Source organism: Pseudomonas parasichuanensis, assembly GCF_021601385.1.
GTDB lineage: Bacteria > Pseudomonadota > Gammaproteobacteria > Pseudomonadales > Pseudomonadaceae > Aquipseudomonas > Aquipseudomonas parasichuanensis.
This window is the reverse complement of sequence record NZ_BQHO01000004.1, coordinates 26,110-46,769: the sequence shown is the minus strand read 5'-3', so window position 1 is coordinate 46,769 and position 20,660 is coordinate 26,110. Positions and strand designations below refer to the sequence as shown.

Genomic DNA, 20,660 nt, shown 5'->3' with positions numbered 1-20,660 from the left:
TGCGTGGGAGCAACTGTCTAGCGCAGTTTTTTGTAGGAGCGGCCGTCAAGTGGGAGCGGCGGTGCGCCGCTATGGCGCGCCCCGCGATGCGTTCTACAGCCAGCCCGAACGCTTGAAGCTGTAGAACAACCCCGAACACCCCAGCCCGATCACACTCAGCACGGCAAAATAGCCGTAATGCCAGCCCAGCTCCGGCATGTTCTGGAAGTTCATCCCGTAGATCCCGGCAATCGCCGTGGGGAACGCCAGGATCGCCGCCCAGGCCGCGAACTTGCGTTGGGTGATGCTTTGGCGTGATGACTCCAGCAGCATGCCGATCTCGATGGTCTGGCTGGCGATGTCGCGGATACCGGCCAGGTCTTCCATCTGCCGCGTAACGTGGATCTGCACGTCACGGAAGTACGGGCGCATGTTCTTGTCGATGAACGGGAAGCTCAAGCGCTGCAGTTCCTCGCTCACCTCGACCATCGGTGCCACGTAGCGGCGCAGGCGCAGGATGTCGCGGCGCAGGCTGTGCAGGCGCTGGATGTCCTCTTCCTTGAGCGAGTTGCTGAGCACGCTCTGTTCCAGCTCCTCGATCTCGCCGTGGATGGCTTCGCTGACGGGCTGGTAGTTCTCGGTGACGAAGTCGAGCAAGGCATACAGCACAAAGTCCTCACCGTGTTCGAGCAGCAGCGGGCGCGCTTCGCAACGCTGGCGCACCAGGGCATAGGATTTCGAATGGCCGTTGCGGCAGGTGATGATGTAGCCGTTGCCGGCAAAGATGTGGGTTTCGATGAATTCCAGCCGGCCCTCGTGACGCACCGGGGAGTAGGTGACGATGAACAGCGCGTCGCCGAAGGTTTCGAGTTTCGGCCGGCTGTGTTTTTCCAGGGCATCCTCGATCGCCAGCTCATGCAGGCCGAACTGCCGCTGCAGGTTGGCCAGCTCCTCGGCATTGGGCTCTTCAAGGCCGATCCAGACGAAATGCCCAGGCTTGCGTGCCCACTCTGCGCCTTCATCGAGGCTGATGTTGGTGACTTTCCTGCCGGCGCTGTACACCGCAGACGCGACGACTCGACCCATGGTTGTCCGCTTATTCGGTTGAACACATCGGACAGCTTGGGCTGTGCGGGCGCTGGGGGCAACCCGCGGGCATGAAGATTTGCGCGGGCCCGGCTTGCCAGCGATAGGGCCCGAGCGCGAGGCTCAGTTGCCTGGCAGCTCGTTTTCCATATGGTCGATGCAGTGCTGCATCTGCGCCTGGCACTGCTCGATCAGCGCGGGCAGGTCCTGCTGGGTCAGGCCTGCGGTGGCGATCGGTGCCAGCGAGCGGATGATCACCGTGCGCCGGCGCCAGCTGTTCAGGGCCATGCGCTGCGAGTAGCGGCTGACGCACACCGGCACGATCGGCACGCCGGCTTCGAGCGCCATGTGAAATGCCCCCTTCTTGAAGGGCAGCAGCTGCTCGCCGGGGTTGCGCGTACCCTCGGGGAAGACCCAGATCGAGGTGTCGTGCTGCAGGGTGCGGGTGGTCGCCTGCAGGGCCTGGCGTGCCTGGAAGCTGTTTTTACGGTCGATCAGCACGTTGCCGCCCAGCCAGAACAGCTGGCCGAACAGCGGGACCCAGCCCAGGCTTTTCTTGCCGATGGCTACGGTGCGCCGCGGTACCACCTGGCCAATGATGAACAGGTCGTAGTTGGACTGATGGTTGGCAATGATTACGCAGCCTGGGGGCTGGTCCCACAACGGGCCGACCTCGGCCTTGACCTTGATGCGTAGGAACCAGGCGGCGGGCACGCTGTAGAGGCGGGCGAACAGGCGGCTGTTGTCGGGGTTGAACGGGCGCAGCAGGCCGATGAACAGGCCGAGCACACCCACGAGCAGGAAATGCAGCCCCAGCAGGAGCATGCGAAGCAGATAAAGCATGGTACGGCTCACACAAGACGATCGCGGCGCAGTGTACGGACGTGCACTGATGGCGGCAAATGCTGTGGGAGTCGGTCTTTGCGTACTGCCTGTGAGAGCGACGCAAGGCCGCTCCCACAGTGAGCCAATCAGCCCAGGTGGTTCTGATCAGCCAGGATGGCCTCGTCCAGCACTTCCAGCAGGCCCTTGCGCACCTTCAGCTTGGTGTTCTTGTGCGCCAGCATGTTCAACTTCTTCATCTCGCGGGCCACCGCCATGGCGGTTTCCTGCAACTGCTCGGCCGGCACCACCTTGTCGAGGAATCCAGCAGCCACCGCAGACTGCGGGTCGAACACCTCGGCATTGTTCACCGAACGCTGGAAGGCCGCACGGCTCAGGCGGTCACGGGCCAGTTCGATACCGGCATGGTGCATGGTCATGCCGATCTGCACTTCGTTCAGGCAGATCTTGTAGGGGCCTTCGACACCGATGCGGTAGTCGCCCGACAGCAGCAGGAAGGCGCCCTTGGCCACCGCGTTGCCAGGGCAGGCGACGATCACCGGGAAGGGGTGCGAGAGCAGGCGGCGGGCCAGGGTGGAGCCGGCGGTGACCAGCCCGACAGCTTCTTTGGGGCCGGCGGTCATCACCTTGAGGTCGTAGCCGCCGGAGAGAATGCCCGGCTGGCCGGTAATGATCACGATGGCACGTTCTTCAACAGCGCGGTCGAGCGCGGCGTTGAACGCCTTGATGACGTCCGGCGAGATCGCGTTGACCTTGCCATTGTTCAGGGTCAGGGTGGCGATGCCGTCTTCGGCGTGGTAGGTAATCAGCTCGCTCATGGCAGAGTCCTTAGGGTGGCGTGGCGACGACGTTACCCAGCGTCGCCTGCCAGGTAAAGCGCCAAGACTGACCGGTTGGTCAGCGCCGGGCCGCTACCCCTCGCGCCATTGGGCCTGCGCATTAACGGCGGGTAAAAGCGCAGGCCACAATGGCAGCTTTGCCTTGATAACCCAGAGAATTCGGCTAATTGGCTTAAGCGCATGAAAATTCTGAAAAAAATGCTTGCCAAAGAAAAGCGCTTCTACTAAATTAGCGCGCCTCGACAGGCTGAATAGCTTGAAGAGAAACGGTGAAGTGTCCGAGTGGTCGAAGGAGCACGCCTGGAAAGTGTGTATACGAGAAATCGTATCAAGGGTTCAAATCCCTTCTTCACCGCCACATTCTACGAGAAGCCCCCGAATCGAAAGGTTCGGGGGCTTTTTGTTTTACCGCCCGTTCGCGGGGCAGGTCGCATCGGCTACCGTCCACCTGATCGGCTTGCACGACCACTGTAGGAGCGGCCTTGTGCCGCGAACGGGTCGCGAAGCGGCCCCGTTGACTTGCGGTGCGGCACAGATGGTTGGGGCCGCGTTGCGGCCCGTTCGCGGCGCAAGGCCGCTCCTACAGAAAGCAGTACGCTTAGAAACTCACCGAAGCCGACAGCCTTGCCGTGCGCGGCGCGCCCTGGAACAGGTAGTTGTCACCCAGGTAGTCGCCCACGTCGCGCCAGTAGCGCTTGTCGAACAGGTTGTCCACGGTCAGGCGCAGCACGGTGTCGTAGCCGCCGATGCGGGTGCTGTAGCGGCTGCCGATGTCGAACACGGTGTAGCCGCCGACTTCGACGTTACCGGCTTGGCTGGCATATTTGCTGGCGCTGTAGCGCGCGCCGCCGAGCAGCGCCAGGCCCGGCACGGGCAGGGCGTAGTCGGCGTGCAGCGCGGCGCGCAGGCGGGGCACGTTGATCGCCTGGTGGCCTTCGTAGGCGTCGGTGCCGCTGTCCTGCACCCGGGCGCGGATTGCTGCGGCACTGGCCTGCAGTTGCAGTTTCGAAGTTGCCCAGCCGCTGGCGCCCAGTTCCAGGCCGGTGTTCTTCTGCTGGCCCTGCTGCACGTAGGTGAAGCTGCCGTCGCCCTGCGGCTGCGCGTACTGGTAGGCCTGGCGGATCTGGAACAGCGCGGCGCTGAAGCTCATGCCCTGCCAGTCGCGTTTGATGCCCAGCTCCAGCTGGCGTGACAGGGTAGGGGAGAGGATTTCTGTTTTGTTGTTGGTGAACCACGGGGCCGTGCCGCCGGCGGACAGACCTTTTGAATAGCTGGCGTACAGCGTGGTATCCGCCTGCGGCTTGTAGATCAGCGCGGCGTTGGGTAGCAACTGGTATTGCCGGGTATGCCGGCCGGCGACACCGTTTTCATCCCAGGTCTTCTCGTCCAGGCGCACTTCGCGGGCGCCGATGACGGTCTGCCAGTGTTCGTTGAAGGTGATGCGGTCGCTGATGAACAGGCCGTACTGGCGGCTGTCCAGGCGGCGTTCGCTGTCGCCGATGGGCTTGTCGGACGGTGCCAGCGCCGGTGCGCCGGTGTAGATGTTGCCGGGTTCTGCCAGCAGCTCGTTGTAGTAGGAACGTTGATCAAGTGTTCGTCGCTGTGCACTGGTACCGACTGTCAGTTCATGCCCGACGCCGAGCGCGTCGAAGCGACCATCGAGCATGGCCTGGGCCTCATCGATTCGACGCGTGTCATCCGGACTGCGGAAGTCATAGATGTCGTAATCGCCTTCTGGGCTGAAATGCGATGCCCATCCGCGAGCGCTACCCCAGGCAAACGCGCTGTAGTCATCGATCACCACCTTGCTGCGCGACGCACTCAAGGTGCCGTTCCAGTCATCGTTGAAGCGGTACTTGAAGCGCCCGCCCAGGTTCAGCGAGTCGTTCTGCACAGGCTTGGCCCACTGCTGCCAGGCCAGGTGGTCCTTGGGGTCGACGTTGTGTGGCAGCTGGCTGCCGCCCAGCAGTTGGTAGCCGGGCACCGAGTACTGCTCGCGGTGCTGGTATTCGGCATCCAGCTCCAGCACGGCGTCGGGGTTGATCTGCCAGTCGGCGGCCAGCGAGGCGAAGTCGCGCTTGCCGTCGGCATGGTCGACGTAGCTGCGGATGTCCTCATGGGCCAGGTTGACGCGCAGGCCGAACTGGCGCTCGGCGCCGAACCAGCCGCCCAGGTCGGTGGCTAGGTAGCGTTCACCCTGTTCGTTGCTGGAAGCACTGAGCGTGCGCACGTCTTCCGTGCGCTTGGTCACGTAGTTGACCAGCCCGCCAGGCTCCGACACCCCGCTTTGCAGCCCGGACAACCCCTTGAGCAGCTCCACCTGCTGTTTGTTTTCCAGCGCCACGTTCTGCTCGCCGGCGATGGTCTGGCCGTTGACCCGGTAGCTGCTGGCGGCATTGAGCTCGAAACCGCGCACGTTGAAGTTTTCGTAGTAGCCGACCGGCGCATAGCTTTCACCCACCGAGGCGTCGCTCTGCAGCACTTCGCTCAGTTTGCGCACCTGGCGGTCGTCGAGCAGTTGGCGGGTGAACACGCTGACGGCGGCCGGGGTATCGAGCAGCGGCGCATTGTGCAGCCCGCCAACCTGCGCCTCGCGGGCCTGGTAGCCATCACTGCCGTACACCTCGGTGACCTTTACCGGTGCCAGGGCCACAGTGTCTGCCGCCAGGGCATGGGTGCTGTGCAGGGCAAGGCCGAGGCCGATCAGGCCAAGGGGCAGGCGAGGGCGAAGCGGGGTCATGCGGGGCTCCTTGAAAATACCGACGCAGCCGTTATCGGTCGGCGGCGGTCGGCAGGGCAGGTGTCGGGCAGGGGTGGCCGGCCAGCGTTGCGCAGGTCAGGCGGATGCAAAAGGGCGCCATGTTAACAGGCGCACACGAGCGAGTGCCTGCAAACGCAGGCACTCAGGGAGAAAACGTGTGGGGGCCGGGTAAATTCAGGCGGCGACTGGCCGTTGATGCCGGCGCCAGGTGTCGTCGATCTTCGACCAGGTCTTGCCATCGGTGATGGCCAGCAGCTTGCGGCCATCCTTGAAGGTGGCGATGAAGGTCACTTCCTCCTCCTTGCCACCCAGCAACAGGCCGGCGAGCAGGCCGACCGGCCCGGCCACCAACGCGCCGGCCACGCCCCAGCCCAGGGTACCGCCCAGGCTGCGCGTCGACTCCAGGTTGGCCAGTTTCAGCTCCTGGATGCGTGTGAGGGAAATGCGCTCGCCAGGCGAGGGGCTGCGCGGGGTCTTGAGTGTGAGCGCTCCGTTGCGATACTCGCCTTCACCTTGCAAGAAATCGCCGGATTGCACCGTGAGTCTTGTCATCGTGTCGTCCTGTCAGGAAAGGGCTTTTGACCAACGCCTAATGAGCGCCGAGGGCGCGGGCAAGTCAACGGCCAGGCGACGGAGGGTCATGCGGCCGGTTGTCGCGCAGTAAAGCGCCTAAACGAAATGCTGCTTCGAATGAACATCAAGTGGTCGCATTTTCATAAGTAAACTTCGAGCGGATGAATAAAAACCACGGAGTCATTAACGGGACTCATGGTTTTATCGAGGTTTGCCGGGGTAATAACAGTTTGCGCAAATAACGGCATGACAGTGTCGGTGTTCACAAACGAAAAAAGACTGTCAGAAAACGCTGGACAGAAAGTTTCAATATGTGTCAGTTTTTTTGCGCCTCATAAGGGCGAGTGACAGGATGAACTCGCCAAGTGGGAGACTCCTGTCTGACATCAACGCTTGTTTGTAAACAAGGAAGTAACCTGCATGTCGAAAGTCAAAGTTAATGCCAGTGTTTCGGCCACTTCTGCGTTACAACCGCACGGGCCGAGTACCGGGGCCGGTTTGATCGACAGCTTCGCCCATCAGTACGATCGCGGCGGCGCCAACATCAACGGCAAACCGTCCTATACCGTCGACCAGGCGGCCGATTTCATCCTGCGCGATGGTGCGGCCTGGAAAGACCTGAATAAGGACGGCACCATCAGCCTCACCTACACCTTCCTCACCCGCGCACCGTCGGACTTCTACAGCCGCGAACTGGGCAGCTTCAGCCAGTTCAGCAGCCTGCAGAAGGACCAGGCCAAGCTCGCCATGCAGTCCTGGGCGGATGTGGCCAAGGTAACCTTTACCGAGGCGGCATCGGGCGGCGACGGTCACATGACCTTCGGCAACTACAGCGCCAACGACGGCGGCGCGGCCTTCGCCTACCTGCCATTCGACCAGCCGGGCTCGCACAAGGGTGAATCCTGGTACCTGATCAACAGCGGCTACCAGGTCAACACCACTCCGGGCACCGGCAACTACGGGCGCCAGACCCTCACCCACGAGATCGGCCACGTGCTCGGGTTGTCCCACCCCGGCGACTACAACGCCGGCAATGGCAACCCGACCTACCGCGACGCCACCTACGCCCAGGATACCCGCGGCTACAGCGTCATGAGCTACTGGAGCGAGAGCAACACCGCGCAGAACTTCGTCAAGGGCGGCGGGCAGTACTACGCCTCGGCGCCGCTGGTGGACGATATCGCGGCGATCCAGAAACTCTACGGCGCCAACTACGCAACCCGTTCGGGCGACACGGTGTATGGCTTCAACTCCACTGCCGATCGCGACTTCTACTCGGCGACCTCGGCGGTGTCCAAGGTGGTGTTCGCGGTGTGGGACGGCGGCGGCAATGACACCCTGGACTTCTCCGGGTTCACCCAGAACCAGAAGATCAACCTCAACGAGGCGTCGTTCTCCGACGTGGGCGGCATGGTCGGCAACGTGTCCATCGCCAAGGGCGTCACCGTGGAGAATGCCTTCGGCGGTTCGGGCAACGACCTGCTGATCGGCAATGCCGTGGCCAACCTGCTCAAGGGCGGGGCCGGCAACGACATCATCTATGGCGGGGGCGGTGCCGATACCCTGTGGGGCGGTGCGGGCGCGGACACCTTCGTGTTCGGCGCGGTCAGTGATTCGGCCAAGGCGGCACCGGACCGGATCATGGACTTCACCAGCGGCCAGGACAAGATCGACCTGTCGGGCATTGCCGCCTTTGCCGTGGGCAAGCTGCCGCTGCAGTTCGTCAACGCCTTCACCGGCCATGCCGGCGAGGCGGTGCTGAGCTACGACCAGGCGACCAACCTGGGCAGCCTGGCCATCGACTTCACCGGGAACAGCCTCGGCGATTTCCTGGTGACCACCGTTGGCCAGGCCGCTGTCACTGACATCGTGGTCTGATGCAACAAGGGGGCGGTGCTTGCGCGTCGCCCCTTGCCTTGATGAGGCAGGCAGATGAATTCAACCTTGCGAAGGGTCGCGCAGGCCGCGATCACGCTGATGTCGATGACCGAGGTAGCCATGGCGAGCAGCCTGTTACTCCCCAACGCCGCGCAACTGGCCGGCCGTTGGCAGTTATACCCCGTACAACAGCAGGCCCAGGCCTGCGACCTGAGCCTGCAAGCCAGCGAAGGCAAGCTTGCAGGTGACCTCGATTGCGCCGAGGGCCTGCTGGGTGTGCGCCCAGGCAGCTGGCTGGTGACCCCCGACACCCTGGCCCTGGTGGGCGCTGACGGCAGCAGCGTGGTGCACTTCAGCCGCGAAAGCGTCCAGCGCTACGCCTGGACCGCCCCTGACGGCAAGCAACTGGTGCTCGAGCGCCTGGACAAATAACCCCCGCCTGTAACGTCAAACGTTCCAGGCAAGCAGGGCGAAACATGAAACTACCGAGCCATAAGCCCGGGGCGCCCTTGTGGGCGGCGCTGGGCAATTACAAGTCGACCTTGATCAGCGTCGGCTGTTTTACCGCACTCATCAATCTATTGATGTTGGTGCCGTCCATTTATATGTTGCAAGTGTACGACCGTGTACTGAGTTCGCAGAACACCACCACGTTATGGATGCTGACGTTAATGGTCGTCGGCTTTTTCGTTTATATCGGTGCGCTGGAAGCAGTACGCAGTTTCATTGTTATCCGCGTGGGTAACCAGTTGGAGAAAAGTTTCAACCTGCGTGTGTACCGCGCGGCCTTCGAGCGTAACTTGCGCCAGCGTGATGGTGCCGCCGGGCAAGCGTTGAACGACCTCACCCAACTGCGCCAGTTCGTCACCGGGCCTGCGTTGTTCGCCTTCTTCGATGCCCCCTGGTTCCCCCTCTACCTGGCGGTGATCTACCTCTTCAATGTGTGGCTCGGGGTGATGGCCACGGTCGGTGCGCTGCTGCTGGTCGGCCTGGCCGTGCTCAACGAACGCCTGACCCATGCCACCCTGGCCGAGGCCAGCAACGTACAGCAGCAATCGACCCTGCTGGCCGGCAGCCAGCTGCAAAGCGCCGAAAGCATCCAGGCCATGGGCATGCTCGGCGCCCTGCGCCAGCGCTGGTTCACCCTGCACGGGCGCTTCCTCGACCTGCAGAACCGCGCCAGCGACACCTCGGCGGTGATCACCGCCAGCAGCAAGGGCCTGCGCCTGTGCCTGCAGTCGCTGGTACTGGGCCTGGGCGCGCTGCTGGTGATCGAAGGGCAGATGACCCCCGGCATGATGATCGCCGGCTCCATCCTCATGGGCCGGGTGCTCAGCCCGATCGACCAGCTGATCGCGGTGTGGAAGCAGTGGAGCGGCGCCCAACTGGCCTACCAGCGCCTCGACAGCCTGTTGCGCGAGCACCCCGAGCCGCCGGCGCCGATGCCGTTGCCGGCACCCGCCGGTGCCCTGGCGGTGGAGCAGCTCAGCGCCGGCCCGCCCGGGCGCAACCTGGCCACGCTGCAGCAGGTGAGCTTGAGCCTGGCGCCGGGTGAGTTGCTGGGTGTGCTCGGTGCCTCGGGCTCGGGCAAGTCGACCCTGGCCAAGGTATTGGTGGGCGTATGGCCGACGCTGGCCGGCCACGTGCGCCTGGATGGCGCCGAGCTCACGCAGTGGGACCGCGAGGCCCTCGGCCCGCACATCGGCTACCTGCCGCAGAACATCGAGCTGCTGCGCGGCAGCATTGCCGAGAACATCGCCCGCTTCGGCGAGCTGGATGGCCCCAAGGTGGTCGAGGCCGCGCGCCTGGCGGGGGTGCACGAGCTGATCCTGCGCCTGCCCCAGGGCTACGACACCCGCCTGGGCGAGGCGGGCGCCGACCTGTCCGGCGGGCAGAAGCAACGCATTGCCCTGGCCCGCGCGCTGTATGGCAACCCGTGCCTGATCGTGCTCGACGAACCCAACTCCAACCTCGACAGCCACGGCGAAGCCGCCCTGGCCAGCGCCCTGATGCAGCTCAAGGCCCAGGGCCGCACCGTGGTGCTGGTGACGCATCGCAGCGCGGCGCTGGCCCAGGCCGACAAACTGCTGGTGCTCAACGAAGGACGCATGCAAGGCTTCGGCCCGGCCCGTGACATTCTGCATGCCCTTGGCCAGGGCCCGGCGCAACGCCCGTTGCAGGCCGGAGGTGGCGCATGAGCCGGCATGAGCGCGATGCGCGTTTCCATGTGCGCCTGGGTTGGCTGCTGACCCTGGTCGGCTTTGGCGGGTTCATGGCCTGGGCCAGCCTGGCGCCGCTCGATCAGGGCGTGCCGGTGCAGGGCACGGTGGTGGTGTCGGGCAAGCGCAAGGCGGTGCAGTCCATGGCGGCCGGCGTGGTCAGCCGGATCCTGGTCAGCGAAGGCCAACAGGTGCGCCAGGGCGAGCCGCTGTTTCGTCTCGACCGCACCCAGGTGCAGGCCGATGTCGACGCGTTGCAGGCCCAGTACCGCATGACCCGCGCCAGCCTGGCGCGCTGGCAGAGCGAGCGCGACAACCTCGGCCAGTTGCAGTTTCCCGCCGAGCTCAGCGCCGATGCCGACCCCAGGCTGGGGCTGATCCTTGAAGGCCAGCGCCAGCTGTTCGACAGCCGGCGCCAGGCCCAGGCCCGCGAGCAGGGCGCCCTGGCCGCCAGCATCGACGGCTCCCAGGCCCAGCTGGCCGGCATGCGCCGCGCCCGGGGCGACCTGCAGGCCCAGGCCGATTCGTTGCGCGAGCAACTGGACAGCCTGCGCCCGCTGGCCGGCGAGGGTTACATCCCGCGCAACCGGGTGCTGGAGTACCAGCGCCAACTGTCGCAGGTGCAGCGCGACCTGGCGCAGAACGCTGGCGAAAGCGCGCGGCTCGAACAGGTGATCGTCGAGGCGCGGCTCAACCTGCAGCAGCGCCGCGAGGAGTACCAGAAAGAAGTGCGCAGCCAGCTGGCCGAGGCCCAGGTGAAAGCGGCGACGCTCGAACAGCAGCTCAACTCCGCGCATTTCGACCTGCAGCACAGCGAGATCCTCGCCCCGGCCGATGGCATTGCGGTGAACCTGGGCGTGCACACCGAGGGCGCGGTGGTGCGTGCCGGCGACACCTTGCTGGAAATCGTCCCCCAGGGCACCGCCCTGGAGGTGGAAGGGCGCCTGCCGGTCAACCTGGTGGACAAGGTGGCGCCACAGCTGCCGGTGGACATCCTGTTCACCGCCTTCAACCAGAACCGCACGCCCCGGGTGACCGGCGAAGTGGCATTGGTGTCGGCCGACCAGCTGATCGACGAACGTACCGGCCAGCCGTATTACGTACTGCGCAGCAGCGTCAGCGACGCGGCGCTGGCACGCCTGCAAGGGTTGTCGATCCGCCCCGGCATGCCGGCCGAACTGTTCGTGCGTACCGGCGAACGCTCGTTGCTCAACTACCTGTTCAAGCCCCTGCTCGACCGTGCAGGCAGCGCCTTGACCGAACAATAAGGACTGCGTGTGAACAAGCTGCAATTGATCGGGCTGCTGGCGGCCTGTGCCTGGCTGCCGGCGGCCGCGCAAGCGGCCATGGGGCCGTTCCAGGTCTACGAGCAGGCGCTGCGCCGCGACCCGACCTACCTGGCCGCTTTCAAGGAGCACGAGGCCGGCCAGGCCTACCGCGACATTGGCCGTGCCGGGCTGCTGCCGAGCCTGACGTACAGTTACAACCGCGGCCGCAACGATTCCGAGGTGTCCTACCTGGGGGATTCGCGGCGCCAGACCGAGGACCGCAACTACAACAGCATGGGGTCGAGCTTCATCCTGCAGCAGCCGCTGTTCGACTACGAAGCCTATGCGAGCTACCGCAAGGGCGTGGCCCAGGCGCTGTTCGCCGACGAGAGCTTCCGCGATCAGAGCCAGCAACTGTTGGTGCGGGTGATGACCAGCTATACCCAGGCGCTGTTCGCCCAGGACCAGATCGCCATCAGCGTGGCCAGCAAGCAGGCCTACCGCCAGCAGTTCCAGCAGAACCAACGGCTGTTCGATGCGGGCGAAGGCACCCGCACCGACATCCTCGAAGCCCAGGCCCGTTTCGAGTTGGCCGATGCCGAGGAGATCCAGGCGCGCAACGAGCAGGATGCCGCGCTGCGCGAGCTGGGTGCGTTGATCGGCGAGCCGGCGGTGCGGGTCGAGGACCTGGCGCCGCTGCAGGCCGGCTTCGTCCTGCCGCCGGTCGAGCCGAGTGGCTATGACGCCTGGCAGGAACGGGCCGTGGCCAACAACCCACAGCTGGCGTCCTCGCGCCAGGCGGTGGAGGTGGCGCGTCACGAAGTGGAGCGCAACCGCGCCGGGCACCTGCCCAGGGTCACCGCGTTTGCCACCTCGCGGCGCCAGGAGTCGGACAGCGGCAATACCTATAACCAGCGCTACGACACCAATACCGTGGGCATCGAGGTCAGTGTGCCGATCTTCGCCGGTGGCGCCGTCTCGGCCTCGACCCGCCAGGCCAGCCGGCACCTGGAACAGGCCGAGTACGCCATGGACGGCACTACCCGCAGCACCCTGATCGAGCTGCGCAGGCAGTACAACGCCTGCCAGTCCGGGGCCAGCCGCCTGCGTGCCTACCAGCGGGCGCTGGTGGCGGCCGAGGCGTTGGTGGTGTCGACGCGCAAGAGCGTGCAGGGCGGCGAGCGGGTCAACCTGGATGTGCTCAATGCCGAGCAGCAGCTGGCCACCACCCGCCGCGACCTGGCCCAGGCGCGGTATGACTACCTGCTGGCATGGATCAAATTGCATTACCAGGCGGGGGTGTTGAGCGAGACGCAGCTGGCGCGGGTGGATGAGGCGTTTGGTGTGGGTGGGGCCTGAACAGCTGCGTGGGCTTCATCGCCGTCTCCCACTTAATGGGCTTGCTCGTCCGTTGTAGGAGCGTGCAAGTCCCTCATGCAGGCGCAGGCGCCGCCTTGACCCGTTTGCGCTCGGCCAACCCCCACACCGCCAGCGCCACGGCGCCGATCACCACCCCGGCGGCGACGATCCCGTTCCAGCCATACAGCTGGAACAACTGCGTCCCCAGCAACGACCCCAGCGCGCCGCCGATGAAATAGCAGGTGATGTAGCCGGCATTGAGCCGTGTACGCGCTTCAGGGCGTAGCACGATCACCGCATTCTGGTTGCTCACGTGCACTAGTTGCACCGCCAGGTCCAGCAGCAGCACGCCCAGCAGCAGCGCCGCCAGCGAGCTTTGCGCAAAGCCCAGCGGCAGCCACGACAGCAGCAGCGCCACCAGGCCCACGGTGGTGCCCAGCGAACCCTTGCCGCGGTCGGCCAGGCGCCCGGCCCAGTTGGCCGCCAGCGCCCCGGCCGCGCCGGCCAGGCCGAACAGGCCGATCACGGCGTCGGAATAGTGGTACGGCGGGCTGCTCAGCAGGAATGCCAGCGGCGTCCAGAACAGCGCGAACAGGCTGAACGCCAGCAAGCCGAGCAGTGAACGCAGGCGCAGCACCGGCTCTTCGATGAACAGGCGGAACACCGAGCCGATCAGTGCCGGGTACTTGAGCCCGGCGTGGCTGTGGTGCTGTGGCAGGCTGCGGTAGAGGGCGAGGGCGGTAATCGCCATCAGCACCGCGGCCAGCACGTAGATGCTGCGCCAGCCGCCCAGCTCGGCCATGAAGCCGGCGGCGGTACGGGCCAGCAGAATGCCCAGCAGCAGGCCGCTCATCAGCGTGCCCACGGCGCGGCCGCGCTGGTCAGGGGCGCTCAGGGCGGCAGCCATCGGCACCAGGATCTGCGCCACCACCGAGAACAGCCCGGTGAGCGCGGTGCCAAGGATCAGCCAGGGCAGGCTCGGTGCACAGGCGCTGATGACCAGGCCGGCGGTGGCGATCAGCACCATGGTCACGATCAGCCGGCGCTGTTCGAACAGGTCACCCAGGGGCGCCAGCAACAACAGGCCGGCGCCATAGCTGAGCTGGGCGGCGATGACGATGGTGCCGGCGCCGGCGGTGCTCAGGCCGAACTGCTCGGCGATGCTGTGCAGCAGCGGTTGGGCGTAGTAGTTGCTGGCCACGGCCAGCCCGGTGGCGGTGGCCATCAGCAGGATCAGGGCGCGGCTGAGAGTGGGGGTGTTCATGGTTGTCTCGTGGCAGGCAAGGTGGAATGGCGACCAGTATCAGGAAGTGTCTGGCATGACGCCAATGTATAGTTTTCAGCTTATCCATCTCGAAATAAGATAAATCGATGAATCTCAAGCAGCTTGAATACGCCCTGGCGGTGGCCGACACCGGCAGTTTCACCCGTGCCGCCGAGCGCTGCCATGTGGTGCAGTCGGCGCTCAGCCACCAGGTGGCGCGGCTGGAGGCACAACTGGGCGTGAGCCTGTTCGAGCGCAGCTCGCGGCGGGTGCGCCTGACCCACGCCGGTGAAGCCTTCGTGCTCAGCGCGCGGCCGGCGGTGGAGGCCGCCAGGCGCATTGCCGATGACGTGGCCGCTGCCTGTGGCCAGGTGCGCGGGCGGCTGTCGATCGGTGAAATCAGTTCGCTCACCGCGCTCGACCTGGTCGACCTGTTGGCCGTGTTCCATCGCCGCCACCCGGACGTGGACGTGCGCTGGCTGACCGCCAAGAGCGAGCTGCTGATGGCCGATGTGTGCGAGCGGCGCCTGGACGTAGGGTTTGTGGGGTTGTGGCAGGGCGAAGTGCTGCAGGGTGTGCAGCATCGCCTGCTGGCGCGCGAAGAGCTGGTGGCGGTGCTGCCCCCTACGCATGCCCTGGCGGGCACGGCACGGTTGGCCCTGGCGGATTTGGCCGCCGAGGTGCTGGTGGACTTCCCCGAAGGCACTGGCGCGCGCCGGCAGACCGACGAAGCGTTCCAGGCGGCGGGGTTGGTGCATCGGGTGCAGTTCGAGATCGGCCATATTCGCCTGGTGGAAAAGTTCGTCCAGCGCGGCATGGCCGTGGGGCTGGTGCCGGAGCGGATTGCCCGGGGGTTTGGCGGGGTGGCGGTGGTGCCGTTGCGCGATGCGCCGGTGCGGCATTTGTATGCGGTATGGTCGCCCAGCCCGACGCCCGCGGCGCGGGCGTTTCTGGAGGTGATGGAGCAGAGCTTGGGTTCAGATGGCTGAGGGTGTTGCTGCCTGTGCTGGCCTCATCGCCGGCAAGCCGGCTCCCACAGGGTGATGTGCTATTGCCTGACCCTTGTGGGAGCTGGCTTGCCAGCGATGAGGCCAGCACAGGCTAAGTTTGCCTCAGGCCGCAAACCCACCATCGGCCGTCAAGCTGGCGCCGGTGATATACCCCGCCTCCGGCCCGGCCAGGTAGGCCACGAAGCTGGCGATTTCCTCCACATGCCCATACCGCCCGATGGCCATCAGCGGGATCAGGCTGTCGGCGAAGTCGCCGCTGGCCGGGTTCATGTCGGTGTCCACCGGCCCGGGCTGTACGTTGTTCACGGTGATGCCCTGCGGCCCCAGGTCACGGGCCAGGCCTTTGGTCAGGCCGACCAACGCCGACTTGCTCATGGCATAGGGCGCGCCGCCGGCAAACGGCATGCGTTCGGCGTTGGTGCTGCCGATGTTGATGACCCGCCCGCCCTGGCCCATGTGTTTCGCTGCGGCCTGGGTGGCGACGAACACGCTGCGCACATTGACTGCCAGGATGCGGTCGAAATCGGCCAGGTCGAACTCGGCCACCGGCGCCACCGCCAGCACGCCGGCATTGTTGACCAGGATATCGAGCCCGCCGAAGGCTTTGGCCGTGTCGGCCACGGCCTGCTGCACGGCAGCGGCCTCGGCGCTGTCGGCGCGCAGTGCCAGGGCCTGGCCGCCGGCGTTGTTGATCTCGCCGGCCAGGGCTTCGGCGGTGGCGGCCGAGCTGACATAGGTGAATGCTACCTTGGCGCCGTCGCGGGCCAGGCGGCGCACGATGGCCGCGCCGATGCCACGGGAACCGCCCTGGACCAGGGCCACTTTGCCGCTCAGGGGAAGTGCTTGGGACATGCTGATCTCCAGTATTCAAGCAAGGCAGGTTGCCTTGGATGGGCGCAGTATCGACCGATGATTACCCACTGATAAGATGGTAATCACGATCATCTGAGTAAACCGTTGGTTGAGAATCCAAGCCATGGAATCGTTCAGTCACCTTGAATGCTTTGTCCGCAGCGCTGAAGTGGGCAGCTTCGCCGAAGCCGCCCGGCGCCTGTCGCTGACCCCGGCGGCGGTCGGCAAGAACGTCGCCCAGCTTGAGGCGCGCCTGGGCGTGCGGTTGTTCCAGCGTAGTACCCGCAAGCTGACCCTGACCGAGGCGGGGCAACGTTTTCTGGGGGAGGTCAGCGACAGCTTGCGCACTATCCAGTACGCCATGGCCAACCTGGCCAGCGCCGAGGGCCAGCCGGCGGGCGTGCTAAGGGTGAGCATGGGCACAGTGTTCGGGCGGCTGTATGTACTGCCGCTGTTGGGGGAGTTTCTAAGGCGTTATCCCGCGATTACCCCGGACTGGCATTTCGACAACCGCCAGGTCGACCTGATCGGGCAGGGCTTCGATGCCGCCATCGGCGGTGGTTTCGAGCTGCCGCTGGGGGTGGTGGCGCGCAAACTGACCCCGGCGCACCGGGTGCTGGTGGCGGCGCCGGCGTACCTGCAGCGGCACCCGCCGATCGAGCATCCCAGCGCGTTAGCGCAGCATGAAGGCATCCTGATCCGTTCGCCGCAGACCGGCCGCGTGCGGGCCTGGCCGCTGACCAGCCGTTGGCAGGAACAGTGCCCGCTGCAATTGCCGCAGAGCATGACCATGAGCGACTCCGATGCCGCCTGCGCCGTGGCCGGGCAGGCGCTGGGCATTGCCCTGGTGAGCTTGCCGTTTGCGCTGCCGTACCTGACCGAGGGCAGGCTGCAGCGGGTGCTGCCGGACTGGTACGTGGACGATGGCAACATCAGCCTGTATTACGCCGAACACAAGCTGTTGCCGGGCAAGACCCGGGCGTTCATCGATTTTGTGGTCGAGCAGTTTGCCGAACAGGGGTTGGCGGGGCGGTTCAATGCGTTGCAATGATTAGCGCGGGACTCTGTGGGAGCAACTGCCTTGCGCGGTTTTTCTGTAGGAGCGGCCTTGTGCCGCGAAAGGGCCGCACAGCGGCCCCGGTTTTTAGCGTTACCACATAAATTGCCGGGGCTGCTGTGCAGCCCTTTCGCGGCACAAGGCCGCTCCTACACACCGCTGAGCAGGCAGTTCAGGCAACAGCGACGATGAACTGCACCTGCGCCACCCCATTCACCACCAGGCTCACCTCGTCATCCAGCTTCTTGCCCACCAGTTGCTGCCCCAGCGGCGCACGCGGGGTGATCACCGTCACCAGGGCATCGCCCTCGCCAATCTTCAGCCCGGCCCCTTCAGGCCCGAGGAACAGCAGGCGCTGGCGGCCGTCTTCGTCTTCCAGTGTCACCAGGCAGCCGATCTGGATGCCCCGCGCCGGGTCGTAGTCACGCAGCACCAGTTGTTGATAGGTCAGCAGCGCCTGGCGGATCTCGGCGGTGCGCCGGGCCTGGCCGGTGGCGAGATAGGACGCCTCCAGCCCCAGGGTGTCGTATTTGTTCTCGGCGATGTTCTCTTCGGCGGTGGCCGTTTCGTAGGCAGTCTGGGCTGCCTGGCGCAGCACTTCCATGTCGTGTTCGAGGGTGGCGATGATGCGCTGCAGCAGGCTGGTCTTGTTCATCTCAGTAGCAGAACTCCAGCACGTTGGCCTGGCTCTTGTCGGTCGGCGCGGTACGGTTCTGCTGCAGCCAGAACTGGCACTTGGGGTTATTCAGATTACGGGGGCTTCGCTCGGCCGTTTCAGCCGCCTGTTGCAGTTCCTGCTGGTGCAGGATGTCCTTGTAGCGTTCGAACATCTGCGCCTGGGCATCCCCCGGTTGCACGGGCGCAGCGGCGGGGGCGGGCTGGGCAATGGCGGGTGCCACCGCCTGGGCCACCGGCTGCACCTGTTCCGGCCACAGGCGCAGGGCCAGCCACAGGCTCAGGGCGATAGCGACGGCGCCCAGCCACAGGCCGAAGGCGACGCACAGGATCAGCTGCACGGGCTTGAGGGTGATCTTCAGTTCGCGGGGGCGGGGCATGGCGGCCTCCTGGCAGGGCGGATCGATGGCGGCATTGTCGCATGGCGTGGCAGGTTTTTTTAGCGCGGCGCTTTTGTCGGCGCGCATTTGTGCGCAGAATTCGCGGTCTTTTTTGCAGGTAACGGGACGTGGCGATGAAAACCACCTGGGACATCTTCTGCACGGTCGTCGACAACTATGGTGACATCGGCGTGACCTGGCGCCTGGCCCGCCAGTTGGTGGCCGAGCATGGGCTGGCCGTGCGCCTGTGGGTGGATGACCCGCAGTCCTTCGCACGCCTGTGCCCGGCGCTGGACTGCAATGCCGGGCAGCAATGGCAGGAGGGCGTCGAGGTGCGCCGCTGGGCCGCCGAATGGCAGGGCGCGGAGCCTGCTCAAGTGGTGATCGGGGCCTTTGCCTGCCAGTTGCCGATGGCGTTTGTCGAGGCCATGGCCCGCCGGCCCAAGCCGCCCCTGTGGCTGAACCTGGACTACCTGAGTGCCGAAGACTGGGTCGAGGGCTGCCATGGGCTGCCTTCTCCGCAGGCCAACGGGCTGCGCAAGATTTTCTTCTTCCCGGGCTTCACCGAAAAAACCGGTGGACTGTTGCGCGAAGCCTCGTTGCTGCCACGCCGTGAGGCGTTCGAGCGCACGAGCTTCCTGGCCGGGTTGGGCATTGCCCCCCAACAAGGCGCGCGGCTGATCTCACTGTTCGCCTACGAGAACCCACAACTGGGCAACTGGCTGGATGTGCTGGCGGCCGATGGGCAGCCTGTCCACCTGCTGGTGCCGCAAGGGCGCATCCTGGGTGACCTGGGCCGCTGGCTGGGCGAGCCGGAGCTGCCCGTGGGGGCGTTGCACCGGCGCGGCGCCTTGACCGTGCAGGTGCTGCCGTTCGTCAGCCAGGACGATTACGACAGGCTGCTGTGGAGCTGCGACTTCAACGCCGTGCGCGGCGAGGATTCGTTCGTGCGCGCGCAATGGGCCGGCGCGCCGATGCTGTGGCACATCTACGTCCAGGACGAGAACGCCCACTGGGAAAAACTCGAAGCCTTCCTGGCCATTTACCGTCGCGGGCTGTCGGACGCCGCCGGCCAGGCGCTGACCGCCATGTGGCGTGCCTGGAACATGGACCAGCCGATGGGGCATGCCTGGCAAGCGCTGCAGCCGCACTGGGATGAATTGCGCGCCCACGCCCGCCAGTGGTGCGCCGAACAGGCCGCTCAGCCGGACCTTGCCACGAGGCTGGTACAGTTTTACCGAAATTCGCTATGATACGCGGCCTCGATTTTTATAAATCCATCCAGATTCGGATACTTCGTAATGAAAACTGGTAAAGAGCTGAAACCCGGTACCGTACTGCGGATCGATAACGACCCGTGGCTGGTTCAAAAAGCTGAGTTCACCAAGTCGGGCCGTAACAGCGCGATCATGAAGACCAAGCTGAAGAACCTGCTGACCGGCTACAAGACCGAAACCGTATACGGTGCGGACGACAAGCTGGACGACGTGATCCTGGATCGCAAAGAAGCGACCCTGTCGTTCATCAGCGGTGACTCGTACACCTTCATGGACACCACCGACTACACCATGTACGAACTGAACGCCGAAGACATCGACGCCGTTCTGCCGTACATCGAAGAAGGCATGGAAGACATCTGCGAAGCCGTGTTCTTCGAAGGCCGCCTGGTATCGGTAGAACTGCCGACCACCATCAGCCGTCAGGTTGTCTACACCGAGAACGCTGCTCGCGGCGACACCTCGGGCAAGGTCATGAAGCCGGCCAAGCTGAAGAACGGTACCGAGATCTCGGTTGCCGACTTCATCCAGATCGACGAGTGGATCGACATCGACACTCGCGACAACAGCTTCAAGGGCCGTTCCAAGAAGTAATGCTTCTTGCGATGAGCACGAAAAACCCGGCCTTGGCCGGGTTTTTTTTGTGCCTGTGAAACGGCGTCGCTTTCATCGCCTGCAAGCCGGCTCCCACAGGGTTAGCGCAAGGCTTGGGCTTACGCTGTAGGTGGGAGCCGGCTTGCCGGCGAATGGGGCGCGTAGCGGCCCCGCGCAATGTTTAGACCGTCACATGCAACCGCACATCCACATTGCCGCGGGTGGCGTTGGAGTAAGGGCAGACCTTGTGCGCCTTCTCCACCAAACCTTCGGCATCGGCCTGGGCCAGGCCCGGCAGGTTGATGTGCAGGTCGATGTCCAGGCCGAAGCCACCGGGGATCTGCCCGATACCCACCTTGGCGGTAATCGAGGCATCGGCCGGCAGGGCCTTTTTCTCCTGGCCGGCGACGAATTTCAGGGCGCCGATGAAGCAGGCCGAGTAGCCGGCGGCGAACATCTGCTCGGGGTTGGTGCCGTCACCGCCAGCGCCGCCCAGCTCTTTAGGGGTGCTCAGCTTGACTTCCAGCTTGCCGTCGCTGGAGCGGGATTTACCGTCGCGACCGCCGGTGGAAGTGGCTTCTGCGATGTACAGCGGAGTGACCTTTTGCATCTTGAGCCTCGTTCATATGCTGTGCGCCCGTTGATGGAAGGGGCGCTGGGTGGGTACGGGACAGAACTTAGCGCGCAATTAGTTTGTGCGCAAGCTAAATGTTCGGCCACTCGTCCGAACGGCCACCACCCAGCAT

General features: G+C 65.0%; 19 protein-coding genes and 1 tRNA gene. 10 read left to right on the top strand and 10 right to left on the bottom strand.

The genetic code is table 11. From position 1 onward, the window contains the following. Positions 1-93: 93 nt before the first annotated feature. From L6D77_RS04555 to L6D77_RS04545, 3 genes are all read right to left on the bottom strand, one after another. Positions 94-1,065, bottom strand: coding sequence for a magnesium and cobalt transport protein CorA (locus L6D77_RS04555; protein ID WP_232884994.1), 972 nt, complete (start codon positions 1,063-1,065; stop codon positions 94-96). A 123-nt stretch (positions 1,066-1,188) separates the two neighbouring features. Next, on the bottom strand, positions 1,189-1,908 hold the full coding sequence (locus L6D77_RS04550; RefSeq protein WP_232884993.1) for a lysophospholipid acyltransferase family protein: 720 nt from the start codon (positions 1,906-1,908) through the stop codon (positions 1,189-1,191). A gap of 128 nt (positions 1,909-2,036) precedes the next feature. Further along, positions 2,037-2,726, bottom strand: a complete 690-nt coding sequence (locus tag L6D77_RS04545) for a crotonase/enoyl-CoA hydratase family protein (protein ID WP_232884992.1) — start codon at positions 2,724-2,726, stop codon at positions 2,037-2,039. A 289-nt stretch (positions 2,727-3,015) separates the two neighbouring features. Between L6D77_RS04545 and L6D77_RS04540 the strand changes: the two genes are divergently transcribed. After that, positions 3,016-3,105, top strand: a tRNA-Ser gene (locus L6D77_RS04540). Positions 3,106-3,345: 240 nt separating this feature from the next. On the opposite strand, the gene L6D77_RS04535 is transcribed toward L6D77_RS04540, so the two are convergent. Both L6D77_RS04535 and L6D77_RS04530 read right to left on the bottom strand, forming a co-directional pair. Next, positions 3,346-5,487, bottom strand: coding sequence for a TonB-dependent siderophore receptor (locus L6D77_RS04535; RefSeq protein ID WP_232884991.1), 2,142 nt, complete (start codon positions 5,485-5,487; stop codon positions 3,346-3,348). Between the two features lie 195 nt (positions 5,488-5,682). Next, positions 5,683-6,060: a hypothetical protein gene (locus tag L6D77_RS04530; RefSeq protein ID WP_232884990.1), complete on the bottom strand. Its 378-nt coding sequence runs from the start codon at positions 6,058-6,060 to the stop codon at positions 5,683-5,685. Positions 6,061-6,501: 441 nt separating this feature from the next. On the opposite strand from L6D77_RS04530, the gene L6D77_RS04525 reads away from it, so the two are divergent. The 5 genes from L6D77_RS04525 to L6D77_RS04505 are packed head-to-tail and all read left to right on the top strand — an operon-like array spanning position 6,502 to position 12,805. Continuing rightward, positions 6,502-7,959, top strand: a complete 1,458-nt coding sequence (locus tag L6D77_RS04525) for a serralysin family metalloprotease (RefSeq protein WP_232884989.1) — start codon at positions 6,502-6,504, stop codon at positions 7,957-7,959. Between the two features lie 54 nt (positions 7,960-8,013). After that, the gene (locus L6D77_RS04520) at positions 8,014-8,391 is read left to right on the top strand and encodes an AprI/Inh family metalloprotease inhibitor (RefSeq protein WP_232884988.1); all 378 of its coding nucleotides are present in this window, start codon (positions 8,014-8,016) and stop codon (positions 8,389-8,391) included. 44 nt (positions 8,392-8,435) lie between these two features. Then, on the top strand, positions 8,436-10,157 hold the full coding sequence (locus L6D77_RS04515) for a type I secretion system permease/ATPase (protein WP_232884987.1): 1,722 nt from the start codon (positions 8,436-8,438) through the stop codon (positions 10,155-10,157). Beyond that, a complete protein-coding gene (locus tag L6D77_RS04510; RefSeq protein WP_232884986.1) occupies positions 10,154-11,446 on the top strand; it encodes an HlyD family type I secretion periplasmic adaptor subunit in 1,293 nt (430 codons plus the stop codon). The genes L6D77_RS04515 and L6D77_RS04510 overlap by 4 nt, the downstream gene beginning before the upstream one ends. Positions 11,447-11,455: 9 nt before the next feature. Further along, positions 11,456-12,805, top strand: a complete 1,350-nt coding sequence (locus tag L6D77_RS04505) for a TolC family outer membrane protein (protein ID WP_373870567.1) — start codon at positions 11,456-11,458, stop codon at positions 12,803-12,805. 73 nt (positions 12,806-12,878) lie between these two features. On the opposite strand, the gene L6D77_RS04500 is transcribed toward L6D77_RS04505, so the two are convergent. Then, the gene (locus tag L6D77_RS04500) at positions 12,879-14,069 is read right to left on the bottom strand and encodes an MFS transporter (RefSeq protein WP_232884985.1); all 1,191 of its coding nucleotides are present in this window, start codon (positions 14,067-14,069) and stop codon (positions 12,879-12,881) included. Between the two features lie 107 nt (positions 14,070-14,176). On the opposite strand from L6D77_RS04500, the gene L6D77_RS04495 reads away from it, so the two are divergent. Next, positions 14,177-15,058 carry a LysR substrate-binding domain-containing protein gene (locus tag L6D77_RS04495; protein WP_232884984.1) on the top strand — a complete coding sequence of 294 codons (882 nt, stop codon included), beginning with the start codon at positions 14,177-14,179 and terminating at the stop codon, positions 15,056-15,058. Positions 15,059-15,181: 123 nt separating this feature from the next. Here L6D77_RS04495 and L6D77_RS04490 read toward each other — a convergent pair whose 3' ends face one another. Then, entirely contained in the window at positions 15,182-15,937 is a 756-nt protein-coding gene (locus tag L6D77_RS04490; RefSeq protein ID WP_232885020.1) for a 3-oxoacyl-ACP reductase family protein, read from the bottom strand. 118 nt (positions 15,938-16,055) lie between these two features. Between L6D77_RS04490 and L6D77_RS04485 the strand changes: the two genes are divergently transcribed. Continuing rightward, positions 16,056-16,982: a LysR family transcriptional regulator gene (locus L6D77_RS04485; protein WP_232884983.1), complete on the top strand. Its 927-nt coding sequence runs from the start codon at positions 16,056-16,058 to the stop codon at positions 16,980-16,982. 178 nt (positions 16,983-17,160) lie between these two features. Here L6D77_RS04485 and L6D77_RS04480 read toward each other — a convergent pair whose 3' ends face one another. Then, on the bottom strand, positions 17,161-17,643 hold the full coding sequence (locus tag L6D77_RS04480; protein WP_232884982.1) for a GreA/GreB family elongation factor: 483 nt from the start codon (positions 17,641-17,643) through the stop codon (positions 17,161-17,163). Between the two features lies 1 nt (position 17,644). After that, complete coding sequence (locus L6D77_RS04475) at positions 17,645-18,043, bottom strand: hypothetical protein (protein WP_232884981.1); 399 nt, start codon at positions 18,041-18,043, stop codon at positions 17,645-17,647. Positions 18,044-18,177: 134 nt separating this feature from the next. Here L6D77_RS04475 and earP point away from each other — a divergent pair, with 134 nt between their 5' ends. Together earP and efp are read left to right on the top strand one after the other, a co-directional pair. Further along, positions 18,178-19,296, top strand: a complete 1,119-nt coding sequence (gene earP, locus L6D77_RS04470; RefSeq protein WP_232884980.1) for an elongation factor P maturation arginine rhamnosyltransferase EarP — start codon at positions 18,178-18,180, stop codon at positions 19,294-19,296. A 48-nt stretch (positions 19,297-19,344) separates the two neighbouring features. Continuing rightward, positions 19,345-19,914, top strand: a complete 570-nt coding sequence (gene efp, locus L6D77_RS04465) for an elongation factor P (protein WP_060483780.1) — start codon at positions 19,345-19,347, stop codon at positions 19,912-19,914. Positions 19,915-20,095: 181 nt separating this feature from the next. On the opposite strand, the gene L6D77_RS04460 is transcribed toward efp, so the two are convergent. After that, on the bottom strand, positions 20,096-20,524 hold the full coding sequence (locus L6D77_RS04460) for an organic hydroperoxide resistance protein (RefSeq protein WP_023632623.1): 429 nt from the start codon (positions 20,522-20,524) through the stop codon (positions 20,096-20,098). Positions 20,525-20,660: the final 136 nt, after the last annotated feature.

Coding starts and splice junctions, on each gene's coding strand:
- L6D77_RS04475 (WP_232884981.1), bottom strand. CDS start 18,043: ATGCCCCGCCCCCGCGAACTGAAGATCACCCTCAAGCCCGTGCAGCTG.
- L6D77_RS04480 (WP_232884982.1), bottom strand. CDS start 17,643: ATGAACAAGACCAGCCTGCTGCAGCGCATCATCGCCACCCTCGAACAC.
- L6D77_RS04555 (WP_232884994.1), bottom strand. CDS start 1,065: ATGGGTCGAGTCGTCGCGTCTGCGGTGTACAGCGCCGGCAGGAAAGTC.
- L6D77_RS04510 (WP_232884986.1), top strand. CDS start 10,154: ATGAGCCGGCATGAGCGCGATGCGCGTTTCCATGTGCGCCTGGGTTGG.
- L6D77_RS04515 (WP_232884987.1), top strand. CDS start 8,436: ATGAAACTACCGAGCCATAAGCCCGGGGCGCCCTTGTGGGCGGCGCTG.
- L6D77_RS04460 (WP_023632623.1), bottom strand. CDS start 20,524: ATGCAAAAGGTCACTCCGCTGTACATCGCAGAAGCCACTTCCACCGGC.
- efp (WP_060483780.1), top strand. CDS start 19,345: ATGAAAACTGGTAAAGAGCTGAAACCCGGTACCGTACTGCGGATCGAT.
- L6D77_RS04530 (WP_232884990.1), bottom strand. CDS start 6,060: ATGACAAGACTCACGGTGCAATCCGGCGATTTCTTGCAAGGTGAAGGC.
- L6D77_RS04485 (WP_232884983.1), top strand. CDS start 16,056: ATGGAATCGTTCAGTCACCTTGAATGCTTTGTCCGCAGCGCTGAAGTG.
- L6D77_RS04550 (WP_232884993.1), bottom strand. CDS start 1,908: ATGCTTTATCTGCTTCGCATGCTCCTGCTGGGGCTGCATTTCCTGCTC.
- L6D77_RS04525 (WP_232884989.1), top strand. CDS start 6,502: ATGTCGAAAGTCAAAGTTAATGCCAGTGTTTCGGCCACTTCTGCGTTA.
- L6D77_RS04495 (WP_232884984.1), top strand. CDS start 14,177: ATGAATCTCAAGCAGCTTGAATACGCCCTGGCGGTGGCCGACACCGGC.
- L6D77_RS04545 (WP_232884992.1), bottom strand. CDS start 2,726: ATGAGCGAGCTGATTACCTACCACGCCGAAGACGGCATCGCCACCCTG.
- L6D77_RS04535 (WP_232884991.1), bottom strand. CDS start 5,487: ATGACCCCGCTTCGCCCTCGCCTGCCCCTTGGCCTGATCGGCCTCGGC.
- L6D77_RS04500 (WP_232884985.1), bottom strand. CDS start 14,069: ATGAACACCCCCACTCTCAGCCGCGCCCTGATCCTGCTGATGGCCACC.
- earP (WP_232884980.1), top strand. CDS start 18,178: ATGAAAACCACCTGGGACATCTTCTGCACGGTCGTCGACAACTATGGT.
- L6D77_RS04520 (WP_232884988.1), top strand. CDS start 8,014: ATGAATTCAACCTTGCGAAGGGTCGCGCAGGCCGCGATCACGCTGATG.